Origin of the sequence: Lentzea waywayandensis (genome assembly GCF_900115955.1) — a bacterium.
Classification (GTDB): domain Bacteria; phylum Actinomycetota; class Actinomycetes; order Mycobacteriales; family Pseudonocardiaceae; genus Lentzea; species Lentzea waywayandensis.
Window position 1 is genome coordinate 102731 of record NZ_FOYL01000012.1, and the last position, 14021, is coordinate 116751.

The window sequence follows — 14021 nt, forward strand, 5'->3', positions numbered from 1 at the left end:
CGTTTCAATTTGGTGCTGCACCGACCCTAGGACCTGCGCGGTCACACCGTCAACCGAGTCAGAGCTCGGCCAGGGGTGCCGGCCTCCCGAGGTGGTAGCCCTGAGCCTGGTCGCACCCGAGCGCCCGCAGGATCTCCAGCTGTTCCGGCTGCTCGACCCCCTCGGCGATCACGGTCAGGTCGACCGCGTGGGCCATGGCGATGATGCTGGTGACGATCGCCGTCGCCTCGTCGGAACGGCCGAGGCCCGCCGTGAAGGAGCGGTCGATCTTGAGCGTGTCCAGTGGCAGCGTGAGCAGCTGGGCGAGCGAGGAGTGACCGGTGCCGAAGTCGTCGATCGCGAGCCGCACACCCAGGTCGCGCAACGAGGAGAGGGTGCGTGCGGCCAGCGCAGGGTCGCGCATGAGAGCGCTTTCGGTGATCTCCAGGCACAGCGAGCCCGGAGTCAGCCCGGCCTTGTACGTGGCGTTGCGGATGGCGGACACGAGCCACGGGTCGTCGAGCTCGCGGGCCGACAGGTTCACCGTCAGCTGGAGATCCGGGGCCTGCTCGGCGATCTCGCGAGCCGCGGTGTGCAGCATGTGCGCGCCGACGATGTTGATGAGATCGCTCTCTTCGGCGAGCGTGATGAACTCGCCGGGGAAGATGAGGCCGTAGCGGGGATGCGTCCAGCGCAGCAGACCCTCGACGGCGGTGCGCCGGTCCGTGCGGAGGTCGACGATCGGCTGGTAGGCGAGCCACAGCTCGTCGTTGAGCGGCGCCATCCGCAGGTCCTGCTCCAGCTGGAGACGGCGCTGGATGCGGTCGCGGAGCTCGACGTCGAAGAACGCGATGCGCCCGCGTCCCCTGGTCTTGGCCTGGTACATCGCGAGGTCGGCGTCGCGGAGCAGGTCGGCGCCGTCGCGGGGGTCGCCGGGTTCGGCGAGCACGATGCCCACGCTCGCATCGACGTGCAGCTGCCGTCCGTCCACGGTGATCGGCCGGTTCATCTCGGCGCGGATGTGGTCCGCTAGGGAGGTCGCCTCGTCCTGGCCGGTCACGCCGTACGCGATGACGGTGAACTCGTCGCCGCCGAGCCTGCCCACGACGTCGCCGCGGCGGGCGCTCAGGCTCAGCCGCGAGCCGACGATCCGCAGCACCTCGTCGCCCGCGCTGTGGCCGAGGGAGTCGTTGATGACCTTGAACTTGTCCAGGTCGATGAACAGCACGGCGGTGAGCCCCGACCGGTGGGACCTGGCAGGCGGGCTGAGCCGGTTGATGGTCACGGTGCGGTTGCTCAGGCCGGTCAGCGCGTCGTGCGTCGCCTCGTGCTCCAGCCGGGTGTCGATCATGCGCCGTTCGGTGATGTCGGTGAAGGACAACACCGTCGCCGTCGGCAGCGTGCCGTCCTGGCTGAGCGCGCGGACGCTGAGCGACAGCCAGACGTGGCCGCCGTCCGGCCGGGGCGCCCGGACGATCCGCCCGTGCTGCGGTCTGCCGGTCGCACGGGTGATGGCCGACGGGAAGAGATCGAGCGGGATGGGCCGGCCTGCCTCGTCGTGCAGTTCGGTCGACGACGCGAACTCGCCGATCGCCTCGCGCGCGTTCACGCCGAGGATCCGTTCGGCGGCCGGGTTGACGGACTCGACGAGGCCCGTGGCGCCGACGACGAGCACGCCTTCCTCGATGGCGTCGACCACCGCGGTGAAGCGGTGCTCGGCCCTCCTGCGCGCGGTCTCGTCCGCGCAGATCAGCACGTACCCGTCGTCCATCCTGGCGACCGACACCCGCACCGCCAGCGTCTCGCCGCCGGATCTGCGGTGCTCCGCCTGGACCACGCCGCCTGCGTCCAGGATCGCCGACGGGTCGAGCGCCGCCCCGACCAGCAGGGCGATGGGGCGCCCGATCGCGTCGGCGGCGAGGTGGCCGTAGACGTTCTCGGCGCTGGGGTTCCAGCTGGTCACGACGCCACTGGCGGTGGTCGCGATGAGCGCGTCGCTCACGTGCGCGGCGAGGGCGGCCTGGTAGCGCAACGCCGCCGCGGCCGCCTTCTGCTCGGTGACGTCCCGCATGATCACCTGGAACGCGGGGCGGCCCTCCCAGGTGGTGCGCACCGACACCGACTCGATGTCGGTCGTGCCCCCGTCGAACCGGACGAGTACCGCCTCCGCCGGGTCGCTCGTGGCGCCGGGCTCGCTCAGCTTCGCGATCCGGCGCAGCATCTCCTGTTGCGAGGCGGGATGGACGAAGTCGGTGATCAGCCTGCCGAGGATCTCGCCGTCGGAAAGCGCTCGCACGAACCGCACGGCCGCCGGGTTCGCGTACACGATCCGGCCCGATTCGTGCACCACGATCGCGTCAGGGGAGAGGTCCACCAGGAGCCGGTAGCGATCCGCGAGGTCGGTGAGCTGCTGTTGCTGGGTGTGCCGCCGGGTTACGTCGGCGACGACGCCGACCAGCGCCGGCGCGGAGCCGCGGGTCGACACGCGGGCGCGGAACTGGAGCCGGCGCGTGCCGGCCGGGGTCTCCAGGGGCTGCTCCAGCTCGAAGTCCTGCCAGGCGGGCGCCGACCTCGCGGCCACGGTCAGCGGCGCCACCAGGTCGGCCAGCGCGGCGCGCACGGTGCCGGAGTCCGCGCCGGGCACCCCGATCACCACGTCGAGGCCCGGCATCCAGCCGAGCCGGTCCTCGTCCAGGTCGAGCCACCACACCACGGAGGCGCCGATCGAGAGCGCGAGTCCGGCCAGCAGCTCGTGGTCGAACTCCGCGTCACCGATCAGGCCGCTCACGTCGTGGCTCCCAGGTCCTGCACTCCCTCGGATTCGCGGTGGCGTGGCCATCGTGAAGTCCTACCGCACAGGCGGCCGGAGGCGCATCCGTCTGGCGTAAACATGGTGTGCCGTTATATCGGTACCCGGACACCGACCGATGATCAGGGGGTCGACTTCACTGTCCATTGTGGACAAATAGATCGCTCGCCCGCCGGGCGTTCGGGGCAGTTACCCTGGTAGGAGGTGTCGGCCCTCGGTGGTGGAGCTGGATATGGTCGCGCGAGGTGTGAGCATCTGCGGAATCGGCGTCGTCAGCGCGTACGGCTGGAGCCGCCGGTCTCTGTGGGACGGTCTGGCGAGCGGGAAACCCGCCGCCACCGTTGTTCCCGAGCTGGGCAGGAACCCCGGTGAGACGGTCTGGGCGGCGCGAGTCGGCGACGGCGGTGATCCGCTCGATGGTCCGAGCCGGTTCGCGCAGGCCATGCGGGCCGCCGCCAGAGAGGCCATCGAGGACGCCGGCACCCGCGGCTGGCGTCCCGGTCGCAGGGTCGGTCTCCTGCACGCGGTGGTGCTGGGCGAGGTGGACCTGTGGCGCGATTTCTACGTCACGCGCGGTGGTTCGTTGCCGGTGCACGACTACCTGGCGTTGATGCCGTCCACACCGATGTCGATGCTGATGCAGGAATACGGTTTCCACGGGCCTGCTATGAACGTCTCGGCGATGTGCGCGTCGGGCAACGCCGGCCTGATCACGGCGAAAGCGTGGCTGGACGCGGGAATCGTCGACGACGTCGTGTTCGTCGCGACGGATCTTTCCCTCACACCCGAGAACGTCGCCCACTTCGTCCGGCTCGGCGTGGCCATCGTGGACGCCGAGCCGCTCGACGCGTGCCGTCCGTTCCAACTGGGCAGCCGGGGATTCGTGATGGGCGAGGCGTCGGTGGCGTTCGTCCTTTCCCGGCACGCGTCCCGGCCGTACGCCGTGACGCTCGGCGGTGCGATGTCGCACGACGCGTACCACGTGACGTCGATCGACCCGCAGCTTGACCAGATCACCGCGTGCTTCACCGACGCGCTGGACAACGCCGGGGTGAGCGCCGCCGACGTGCGCTATCTCAACGCGCACGGTCCCGGCACCGCGCAGTGCGACGCGGCCGAGGCGGCCGTGCTGGAGCAGCTGTTCGGTCCGGAGACCGAGGTCTACTCCGTGAAGCCGCTGACGGGTCACTGCCAGGGCGCGGCGTCGGCGATCGAGGCCGCGGTGACCGCGATGGCGTACGACACCGGGGTGATCCCGGCGCCGCCCGTGGTCGCGCCGGGACATCCCGCGTTGCTGGACGGGGTCACGCCGCTCGCCGACGGTCTCACGATCAAGTCGTCGCTCGGCATGGGCGGCCACAACTCGGCGATCGTGCTGGCGCCGCCTTCGTGACGCGGTGTCCGGAACCGGCCAGATCGGTGTCGACAACGTTGACAGCGTGGTAGGTCTGCGGAAAGTTCCGATCTGTGCGCTTCAGGGGACTGGTGGTGATGGCGGCCGCGGTGGTGCTCGCGGCTCCGGCGGTGGCCGCTGCGGAACCGGCGTCGGCGGTGCCGCCGCTGGTCTCCGATCCCAGCGCGTACGTGGATCCGTTCATCGGCACCGGTTTGGCCAACGCCGCCGCCGGTGAGATCAACAACTTTCCCGGTCCCGCGGTGCCGTTCGGCATGATGCAGTTCTCGCCGGACACGCTGGGCTCGTACGCCGGCTACCAGTACCACAACGAAAAGATCCGAGGTTTCAGCCTCACGCACGCCAGCGTCGGGTGCAGTGCGTTCGGCGACGTGCCGATCCTGCCGATCACCGGTGACCTGGGGGAGAAGCCCTGGGACCGGGTCGAGCGCTACCGGCACGCCAGCGAGCAGGGCGAGCCCGGCTACTACGCGGTGACGTTGGAGGACTCGAAGGTCCGCGCGGAGCTCACCGCCACCACCCGCACCGGCCTGGCCACGTTCACCCTTCCCGCCGACGGCCACGTGCTGGTCAAGGGCGGGGCGACCCTGTCGGGCAACTCGGCCGCCGAGATGACGATCGAGAACGACACGACGGTCACCGGTTCGGCCACCACCGGCGGCTTCTGCGGCAAGTCCAACAAGTACACCGTCTACTACGCCATCACCTTCGACCGGCCGTTCACCGCCAACGGCACCTGGGACGGCAACGCGATCAGCCCGGGCAGCGGCGGCGTCACAGCGCCGAAAGCGGGCGCGTACCTGAGTTTCCCCGCGGGCCAGGTCAAGGCCAAGGTGGCGCTGTCGTTCGTCGGTGTGGACGGTGCGAAGCGGAACATGGCCCAGGAGATCCCGCACTGGGACGCGGGCCAGGTCCGCGCGGACACGAGGGCGAGGTGGCGCACCGAGCTGGGCAAGATCCGGGTCGCCGGCACGGATCCCGGTGAGCTGAAGACCTTCTACACCGCTTTGTACCACTCGTTGATGCACCCCAACACGTTCAACGACGTGGACGGCCGCTACATCGGCTTCGACGACCGGATCCACACCCTGCCCGCCGGACGCACCCAGTACGCGAACTTCTCCGACTGGGACACCTATCGCAGCCTCGCCCCGCTGCACGCCATGCTGTGGCCGCGCGAGGCCAGTGACATGGCGCAGTCGCTCGTCAACGACGCGGTGCAGGGCGGCTGGTGGCCACGCTGGCCGCTGGCCAACGACTACACCGCGCAGATGACGGGCGACAGCTCCGTCCCGTTGATCGCCAACCTGTACGCCTACGGCGCGCGCGACTTCGACCTCAAGACCGCGCTGCAATACCTGGTCAAAGGCGCGACCAGTGTGGACACCACGCCCGGCGCCTACCAGGAACGGCCGGGAATCGGCGAGTACGTCAAGCGCGGTTACCTGCCCAACACCGACGCCGCCCGCGGCGACCACAACCGGGTCGGTGCGTCGATCACCCTGGAGTGGTCGGTCGACGACTTCGCCATCGCCCAGCTCGCGAAGGCAGCGGGTGATCGCAAGACGGCTGCGGAGTTCATCCAGCGCGGCCAGAACTGGCAGAACCTGTTCAACCCCGCCACCTCCCACGTCCAGCCGCGCGACGGCGACGGGAGGTTCCCGGACGGCCCGGCCTTCAGTCCCGGCGGCGGATTCGGCCAGGACGGGTTCGACGAGGGCAACTCGGTGCAGTACAGCTGGATGGTGCCGCACAACCCGGCGGGCCTGATCACCGCGATGGGCGGCAAGGACGCCGCGGCGGCACGGCTCGACACGTTCACCACCAAGCTCAACGCCGGCCCGCTGGAGCCGTACATGTGGGCGGGCAACGAACCGGCGTTCGGCATTCCCTGGCTGTACAACCACACCGGGCGGCCGTGGCGCACCCAGCAGGTGGTCCGGCAGATCATGACCACCCTGTTCAGCCCCACCCCGGACGGCGAACCCGGCAACGACGACCTCGGCGCCCAGTCCTCGTGGTACGTCTGGGCCGCACTGGGTCTCTACCCCGCGACGCCCGGCACGTCCGACCTGGCGCTGCACAGCCCGTTGTTCCCCCGCGTCGTCCTCGACCTGCCCGGCCGCGACCTGACCATCAACGCGCCCAAGGCCTCGGCCACCGCGATGTACGTGCGGGACCTGAACCTCGACGGCCGCGACCACGAGCGCACCGGTCTGCCCCGCGACATCGTCAGCACCGGCGGCCGGCTCGACTTCGAGCTCGGCACCACACCGGACCGCCACTGGGCGACGGACGCCGACGAGGCACCACCGTCCTATCGCGACGGTGAGCACGATTTCCTGGCCAGCGCCACCAGCATGATCACGGTGCGGCCCGGCGGCACCGCGGAGTTCACGGTGTCCGCGCGCAAACTGGCGGGCAAGGACCGGACTCTCACCGTGACGAGCACCCCGCCCGCCGGGATCACCGTCGGCGGCCCGCAGCGGTTCCGCCTGGAGGACGGCCAGGCGAAGTTCCAGGTGAGCGCGACCGCGGCCGAGGGCTACTACGACATCCCGGTGACCATCAAGGGCGACCACCGCACGGTCACCACGACCGTGACCGTGCTGGTAGCACCGGAAGGCAGCCTGGTCACCCGCTACAACAACGCCGGAATCTCGGACGACGACGCCAAGTCGCTGGCGAACCTCGACGGAGCCGGCAACAGCTACTCCCGCCAGGCGCTGGCCGAGGCAGGCCTGACCGGGGGCAAGCGGGTCGAGGTCGCGGGCACCACGTTCACCTGGCCCGCCCCTCCGGCCGGTCGCCCCGACAACGTCGCCGCCGAAGGCCAGACCGTCACCGTGGCGGGACAGCCCCGGCGCCTGGTGTTCGTCGGCGCGGCGAGCAACGGCGACCACCGGGGGACCGCGACCGTCACCTTCACCGACGGCAGCACCGCCCAGACCGACCTGTCGTTCGGCGACTGGGTGCTGCCCGGCGGCAGCGCGAACGACCCGGTCTTCGGCAACACCGTGGTGGCGCATCCCCGCTACCGCAACGTGAACCGGGGCGGCACCGGGCCCGCGTTCATCTTCGCCACCGCGCCGTTCGACGCGCCCGAGGGCAAGACGATCGCCGCCGTGACCCTGCCGTCCGACAAGCAGATCCACCTGTTCGCTCTCGGTACCGGCTGAGGTTTGCCGGGCGCCCGGCAACGTCGGGAGCCTGCCCGACATCACCCCGCTCGGCCGTCAGGAGGAGTGGGAGGGCTATCCGCAGGAAGGTGGTGGCGTCGCCACGACGAGTACGGCACCCCCGAGGTCGCCGGTTGACTCAGTCGGTTTTCCCGTGGCGCTCCAGCAGAGCGCGCAGCGGGGACATCTCGACGGCGAGAGCGTTGCGTTCGTCCCGAAATAGGATGCGGCGACGGAAACCCGCTCTTACGCTCCGGCACGATGAACTCCGAAGAAATCGCACGCCTCATGGCGACGTACTCCGTCAGTCCGGGCATCCAGGTCACGCAGACCGGTTACCGCCTCGAGCTGGCGCGAACCTGGCAGATCCCCGCCGGCGCGAGAGTGCTGGAGATCGGCTGCGGCCAGGGCGACATGACCGCCGTGCTCGCGGACCTCGTCGGTCCGGACGGGAGGGTCGTCGGCACCGACATCGCCCCGCCCGGCTACGGCGCACCGGTCACCGTCGGCGACTCCGCGCGGCACCTGCTCGACGGCCCGCTCGGCGACCGCATCGAGATGCGCTACGAGACCGACGCGCTGACCGACGACGTCGGCACCGGCTACGACGTCGTCGTGCTGGCCCACTGCTCCTGGTACTTCGCGTCGGCCGACCTGCTCGAACGAACCCTGGCGAAGGCCCGTGAACTCGGTTCGCGACTCTGCTTCGCCGAGTGGGACCCGGAACCCCGGCGCGCCGACCAGGTGCCGCACCTGCTGGCCGTGCTCGCCCAGGACCGCATGGACGAGACCGACGGCAACGTCCGCGCTCCGCTGACCCGCGCCACCCTGCTCGCCGCGCTCGGCACCGCCGGCTGGCAGGTCGAGCAGGTCGGCGACGTCGACACGAGCGCGTTGCAGGACGCGGACTGGGAGATCGCCATCGCGCTGAAGGAGGCGCCGGACGGGCTGGCCAAGGAGCTGCTCCGCCAGACCGCGCGGGAGAGCGGCAACGTGCCGTTGCCCGCCTACGCCCTCACCGCGCGCTAGGCGATCCGACCGCGGCCCGCTGGTGAACAGCGGCTGGACCAGGACGCGCCGCTGCCGCCCGTGGAGTCGCGGGCCCGGCGTTTGCCACGTGTGCTGCTCCGGCTCACCGATGCCGAGCCCCCGGACCACGCCCGCGGCTCGATCAGCGAGGGAAGGAAATGCACTCCCGGAAGACCGTTCCCCTGTTCACAGCGTGAAGTGTCGCAGGGAGCCGGGGACCACGGCTCTACTTGGAGTTCTTGCCGTGCTCCTGCTGGACGATCTTCATCTGGTCCGGCCTGAGGCGCTCCGGGCCCCACCAGACGGTGACCAGGTCCGCGGTCCTCACCGTGTTCGCCTGACCGGTCAGCACCCAGTACCTGCCGTAGGCGGTCTTCACCTCGACACCGGGGGTGGCGGCGGGTGGCTTGGCCGAGATGAGCGGGGCGATCAGCACGGCGTCCTCGTCGCCGATGCTCAGGCCCGTCTTCAGGATCACGACCTTCTTGTGCGCGTACGTCCTGACGAACCCGGTTTGCGGTGCCGCCATTGGGTTGCTCCTCCAGACATGAGGTCGACGTGACCGTGACAGGGGATGCACGGTGCGTGGCGGCGGTCGAACGTTTGTTGATCGGATGTGGACGGGGTTCGCCGGTCAAGGAAAAAGTTGGCCGATATGTGCCACCTCGACCATCTTGCCCGCGTGCGAACCGGCTCTTAGGTTTGCTGTGCTCCAGATGGAATTTCCTTCCGGCACAACGGCTGCCGGGGCCCGGAGGACTCAATGGTGAGCTCGCCCGCGCGTTGCCGCGCGCCTTTTCGGCCGTGGACCGGAGTGACGGGATGACGGCCGCAGCACTGCTGTCGGTGCAGGGACTGGTGAAGCGCTTTCCTGGCGTGATGGCCCTGCAGGGCGTGGACTTCGACGTCCGCGCGGGTGAGGTGCACTGCCTGCTCGGGCAGAACGGCGCGGGCAAGTCGACGCTGATCAAGGTGCTGTCCGGCGCGCACCGGCCCGACGAGGGCGAGATCCGCTGGCGGGGCGAGGTCGTGTCGTTCGGCAACCCGACCGCCGCGATGCGCAGCGGTGTGGCCGCCATCTACCAGGAGCTGGACCTCGTGGCGGGCCTGTCGGTGGCCGACAACGTGTTCCTCGGCCACGAACTGTCCACTGTGGGCTTCACCCGGCGGGCGGACGCACGTCGCCGGACCCGCGCGCTGCTCGCCCGGCTGGGGCACCCGGAGATCGCGCCCGACCGCGACGTCGGCCGGTTGTCCGTGGCGCACCAGCAGGTCGTGAGCATGGCGCGGGCGTTGTCGCTGGACGGGCAGCTGCTGATCATGGACGAGCCGTCGGCCGTGCTGGACCCGGACGAGGTGCGGGTGCTGTTCGGGGTGATCCGTGAGCTCACCGCGCAGGGCGTGGCCGTCGTCTACATCTCGCACCGCCTGGCGGAGATCCGGGAGATCGGCGACCGGGTCACCGTGCTCAAGGACGGCCGCACCGTCGCCACGGGCCTGCCCGCACGCGAGGTGAAGACCTCGGAGCTGATCGGGTTGATGACCGGGCGCGTGCTGGACAACGTGTTCCCGCAACGGAAACCGGTCGACCCGGCGGCGCCGGACGTGCTGAACGTGCGCGGGCTGGCCGACAAGAAGCGGTTCCGCGACGTCGATCTCACGGTCCGCGCGGGTGAGGTGGTCGGGCTCGCGGGGCTGGTCGGGTCAGGCCGTTCGGAGATCCTAGAGACGATCTACGGCGCGCGCAAGGCCGCCGAAGGCACCGTCGAGGTCGACGGCAGACGGCTCCGGCGGGGGAGTGTCGGCGTGGCCGTGCGCGCGGGGATGGGGTTGTGCCCGGAGGAGCGCAAGAGCCAGGGGCTGCTGCTGGACCAGGCCGTGTACCGCAACATCACCGTCTCGTCGATGTCGTCGTTCGCGCGCTTCGGGTTCCTGGACGAACGCGCCGAACGCGTCCGGTCGGCGCAGCTCACCGAGACGCTGGACGTCCGGCCGGCCGGCGTCGACCGCGTGGTGCGGGGGCTGTCCGGAGGCAACCAGCAGAAGGTCGTGCTCGCGCGGTGGCTGCTGCGGGAGTGCCGGGTGCTGCTGCTGGACGAACCCACCCGCGGCGTGGACGTGGGTGCGCGCAGCGAGATCTACGAGCTCATCCGCGCACTGGCGGACTCCGGCGTGGCCGTCGTCGTCGTGTCCAGCGACGTCGAGGAGGTCCTGGGTCTGGCCGACCGGGTCCTGGTGGTGCGAGAGGGCCGGGTGGTCCACGACGGTCCTGCCGACGAGATCGACGAGTCCCGGGTCCTCGACCTGGTCATGGAAGGACATTCCGCATGAGCGAGGACACCGCCGCCGTGGCCGCGCCCCAGAGCACTCCGGTCGCCAAGGAGTCCAGCGTCGCGGCGCTGCTCGCCTCTCCTGCCGGGCGCAACACCGGTCTCGTGGTCGCCCTGGTCCTGTTGTGCCTGGGCGGCGTGGTCACCGCGGGCGACCGGTTCGCCGACGTCGACAACGTGCTCACCATCCTGCGGCTCGCGGCGGTGATCGGCGTCGTGAGCGTCGGCATGACGTTCGTGATCACCGGCGGCGGGATCGACCTGTCGGTGGGCGCGATCGTCGCGTTGTCGTCGGTGTGGGCGACAACCCTTGCCACCCAAGGGATCGCCAACGACACGCACTGGATCGTCATCGTGTTCACCGCACTGCTGGTGGGCGGGGCGTGCGGACTGGTCAACGGCATGCTCATCGCCTACGGCCGGGTCGTGGCGTTCATCGCGACGCTGGCGAGCCTGGCCGCCGCCCGCGGACTCGCCGAGATCATCTCCAACCGCAAGACGCAGATCGTGAACGTGCCGGGCTTCGCCGCGTTCTTCGACGCATCGGTGCTGGGGGTACCGGTGCTCGTGGTGATCTTCGCGGTGGTCGCGGTGGCCGGATGGGTGCTGCTCAACCGCACCACGTTCGGCCGCCGCACGTTCGCGGTCGGCGGCAACCCAGAGGCGGCCCGGCTGGCGGGCATCGACGTGCGGCGGCACACCGTCCTGCTCTACGCGCTGCTCGGCCTGTGCTGCGGGCTGGCCGCCGCCATGCTCATCGCCCGCACCACGACCGGCAGCGCGACCCACGGCGGTCTGTACGAGCTCGACGCGATCGCCGCGGTCGTGATCGGCGGCACGCTGCTGTCCGGCGGCCGCGGCACGATCGCGGGCACCGTCTTCGGCGTCCTGATCTTCACCACGCTGTCGAACGTGTTCACCCTCAACAACCTCTCCATCTCCGCCCAGGCCGTCGCGAAGGGCGCGATCATCGTGGTCGCCGTCCTCCTCCAGCAGCGGCTGGCCAGACGCAGCGGCGCTTGACGCCGCATCCACGACCGCTGCCACCCGAGGAGACAAAGAAACCCATGCAATTCAAGAGAATCACTCTTCTCGTCGCCGCCTCAGCACTCGCGCTCACCGCCTGCACGGGCAACACGCCCGAGCCGCAGGGCGGTGGCAACCAGAGCGGCGGTGTGAAGGTCGCCAACGACGAGCCGGGCAAGAAGGTCGTCATCGGCTTCTCCGCGCCGGCCGCCGACCACGGCTGGATGGCCGCCATCACCAACGCCGCCAAGGCCGAGGCGACCAAGTACTCCGATGTGGAGCTGCGCGTCGTCGAGGGCACCAACGACGTCAACCTCCAGATCAGCCAGGTCGAGACGTTCATCAACGACAAGGTCGACGCGATCGTCCTGCTGCCGTTCGACGGCGCGGCGCTCACCCCGGTGGCGCTCAAGGCCATGAAGGCCGGCATCACCGTGATCAACGTGGACCGCCAGTTCGACAGCCCGTTCGCCGCGCGGTCCACGGTGCTGGGCGACAACTACGGCATGGGCGTGTCCGCGGGCACCTACGTCTGCGAGCGGCTCAAGGACAAGCCGGGGTCCGTGGTCGCGGAGATCGCCGGCATCGACTCGCTGCCGTTGACCCAGGACCGCAGCAAGGGCTTCGCCGAGGCGCTCGCGGGCTGCGGGCTGAAGGTGAACAACCGCGTGGCGGCCGAGTTCACCGTGGAGAGCGGTGAGCGGGCCGCCGCGAACCTGCTCCAGGCCGCACCCAAGATCGACGCCCTCTGGAACCACGACGACGACCAGGGCGTCGGCGTCACCGCCGCGATCAAGAACTCCGGCCGCAGCGAGTTCTTCATGGTCGGTGGCGCGGGATCGGCCAACGTGATGCGGGAGATCAAGGCGGACAACGGCCCGCACAAGGCGACCGTCATCTACCCGTCCACCCAGGGCGCCGACGGCATCCGGCTCGCGCGGCTCGCGGTGCAGGGCAAGAGCCTCGGCGACCTCGTCGAGGTGGAGGTCCCCCGAGAGGTCCAGCTGTACGCCCCGGTTGTCACGAAGGACAACGTCGACCGCTACCTGCCGACCGCCTTCGAGTCCTGAGAACACGAGAGGACCGCACGTGACTGAACTTGGCATCGCGATGATCGGCCACGCCTTCATGGGAGCGGCCCACTCCCAGGCGTGGCGGGTCGCGCCGCACTTCTTCGACCTGCCGGTGCGGCCGGTGATGTCCGTGCTGTGCGGCCGGGACGCCGACCGCGCCCAGGCGGCCGCCGAACGCCTGGGCTGGGCGGAGGCCGTGACCGACTGGAAGTCCGTGCTGGAGCGCGACGACGTGCACGTGGTGGACATCTGCACGCCGGGTGACACGCACGCCGAGATCGCGGTCGCCGCCCTGGAGGCGGGCAAGCACGTGCTGTGCGAGAAGCCGATGGCCAACACCGTCGCCGAAGCGGTCGCCATGGCGGAGGCCGCCGAACGCGCCGCCCAGCGCGGTGTGCGCGCGATGGTCGGGTTCAGCTACCGGCGAGTGCCCGCCCTGGGGCTGGCCCGCGACCTGGTCGCCCAGGGCAGGCTCGGACGGATCCACCACGTCCGCGCCCAGTACCTCCAGGACTGGATCGTCGATCCCGCCGCGCCGCTGTCCTGGCGGCTGGACAAGGAGAAGGCCGGTTCGGGCGCGCTGGGCGACATCGGCGCGCACATCGTCGACGCCACCCAGTTCATCCTCGGCGAGAAGATCAGCGAGGTGATGGGGACGCTGGTGACGTTCGTGCCGGAGCGTCCGCTCGCCTCCACCCACTCCGGTCTGTCCGGTACCGCCGCGACCGGACAGACCGGGCCTGTCACCGTCGACGACGCCGCGCTGTTCCTGGCGCGCTTCGCCGGCGGCGCACTCGGCTCGTTCGAGGCCACGAGGTTCGCCAACGGCCGCAAGAACGCGCTGCGCATCGAGATCAACGGTTCGGCGGGCAGTCTGGCCTTCGACTTCGAGGACATGAACGTGTTGCAGTTCTTCGACGGCACCGAGGACGCCGCCGTCGCGGGGTTCCGCCGGATCATGGTCACCGAGCCGGAACATCCGTACGTGGCCGCCTGGTGGCCGGCCGGGCACGGCCTGGGCTACGAGCACGCGTTCACCCACCAGGCCGTCGACTTCGTGCGGGCCGTGGCCGAGGGCACGGACCCCGCGCCGTCGTTCGCGGACGGTCTCCAGGTGCAGCGCGTCCTGGCCGGGGTCGAGGCCAGTTCGGCGTCCGGTTCGTGGCAGCAGGTCTGAGGAGG

Annotated in this window: 9 protein-coding genes; 7 read left to right on the forward strand and 2 right to left on the reverse strand. The window is 70.3% G+C overall.

Annotated elements, in window-relative coordinates:
* Positions 1-58: 58 nt before the first annotated feature.
* A complete protein-coding gene (locus tag BM417_RS35530) occupies positions 59-2818 on the reverse strand; it encodes a sensor domain-containing protein (protein WP_093603607.1) in 2760 nt (919 codons plus the stop codon).
* Positions 2819-3020: 202 nt separating this feature from the next.
* Between BM417_RS35530 and BM417_RS35535 the strand changes: the two genes are divergently transcribed.
* The 3 genes from BM417_RS35535 (at position 3021) to BM417_RS35545 (ending at position 8410) form a co-directional block, all read left to right on the forward strand.
* Positions 3021-4181 carry a beta-ketoacyl synthase N-terminal-like domain-containing protein gene (locus BM417_RS35535; RefSeq protein WP_093603609.1) on the forward strand — a complete coding sequence of 387 codons (1161 nt, stop codon included), beginning with the start codon at positions 3021-3023 and terminating at the stop codon, positions 4179-4181.
* A 74-nt stretch (positions 4182-4255) separates the two neighbouring features.
* Positions 4256-7381, forward strand: a complete 3126-nt coding sequence (locus BM417_RS35540) for a GH92 family glycosyl hydrolase (protein ID WP_245822417.1) — start codon at positions 4256-4258, stop codon at positions 7379-7381.
* A 261-nt stretch (positions 7382-7642) separates the two neighbouring features.
* Positions 7643-8410: a class I SAM-dependent methyltransferase gene (locus tag BM417_RS35545; protein WP_093603611.1), complete on the forward strand. Its 768-nt coding sequence runs from the start codon at positions 7643-7645 to the stop codon at positions 8408-8410.
* Positions 8411-8636: 226 nt separating this feature from the next.
* Here the strand turns inward: BM417_RS35545 and BM417_RS35550 are convergent, their stop codons facing one another.
* Positions 8637-8939, reverse strand: coding sequence for a hypothetical protein (locus BM417_RS35550; protein ID WP_093603613.1), 303 nt, complete (start codon positions 8937-8939; stop codon positions 8637-8639).
* Positions 8940-9232: 293 nt separating this feature from the next.
* Here BM417_RS35550 and BM417_RS35555 point away from each other — a divergent pair, with 293 nt between their 5' ends.
* The 4 genes from BM417_RS35555 to BM417_RS35570 are packed head-to-tail and all read left to right on the forward strand — an operon-like array spanning position 9233 to position 14016.
* Positions 9233-10741, forward strand: a complete 1509-nt coding sequence (locus BM417_RS35555; protein ID WP_093603615.1) for a sugar ABC transporter ATP-binding protein — start codon at positions 9233-9235, stop codon at positions 10739-10741.
* A complete protein-coding gene (locus BM417_RS35560; protein ID WP_093603617.1) occupies positions 10738-11763 on the forward strand; it encodes an ABC transporter permease in 1026 nt (341 codons plus the stop codon). Before BM417_RS35555 ends, BM417_RS35560 begins: the two co-directional genes overlap by 4 nt.
* Before the next feature lie 44 nt (positions 11764-11807).
* On the forward strand, positions 11808-12836 hold the full coding sequence (locus BM417_RS35565; RefSeq protein ID WP_093603619.1) for a substrate-binding domain-containing protein: 1029 nt from the start codon (positions 11808-11810) through the stop codon (positions 12834-12836).
* A 40-nt stretch (positions 12837-12876) separates the two neighbouring features.
* Positions 12877-14016 carry a Gfo/Idh/MocA family protein gene (locus BM417_RS35570; RefSeq protein WP_177320792.1) on the forward strand — a complete coding sequence of 380 codons (1140 nt, stop codon included), beginning with the start codon at positions 12877-12879 and terminating at the stop codon, positions 14014-14016.
* Positions 14017-14021: the final 5 nt, after the last annotated feature.

Bases quoted from the DNA above. Each gene is read 5' to 3' on its own strand.
- BM417_RS35530 (WP_093603607.1), bottom strand. From the start codon at position 2,818: ATGGCCACGCCACCGCGAATCCGAGGGAGTGCAGGACCTGGGAGCCAC.
- BM417_RS35535 (WP_093603609.1), top strand. From the start codon at position 3,021: ATGGTCGCGCGAGGTGTGAGCATCTGCGGAATCGGCGTCGTCAGCGCG.
- BM417_RS35545 (WP_093603611.1), top strand. From the start codon at position 7,643: ATGAACTCCGAAGAAATCGCACGCCTCATGGCGACGTACTCCGTCAGT.
- BM417_RS35550 (WP_093603613.1), bottom strand. From the start codon at position 8,939: ATGGCGGCACCGCAAACCGGGTTCGTCAGGACGTACGCGCACAAGAAG.
- BM417_RS35555 (WP_093603615.1), top strand. From the start codon at position 9,233: ATGACGGCCGCAGCACTGCTGTCGGTGCAGGGACTGGTGAAGCGCTTT.
- BM417_RS35560 (WP_093603617.1), top strand. From the start codon at position 10,738: ATGAGCGAGGACACCGCCGCCGTGGCCGCGCCCCAGAGCACTCCGGTC.
- BM417_RS35565 (WP_093603619.1), top strand. From the start codon at position 11,808: ATGCAATTCAAGAGAATCACTCTTCTCGTCGCCGCCTCAGCACTCGCG.
- BM417_RS35570 (WP_177320792.1), top strand. From the start codon at position 12,877: ATGATCGGCCACGCCTTCATGGGAGCGGCCCACTCCCAGGCGTGGCGG.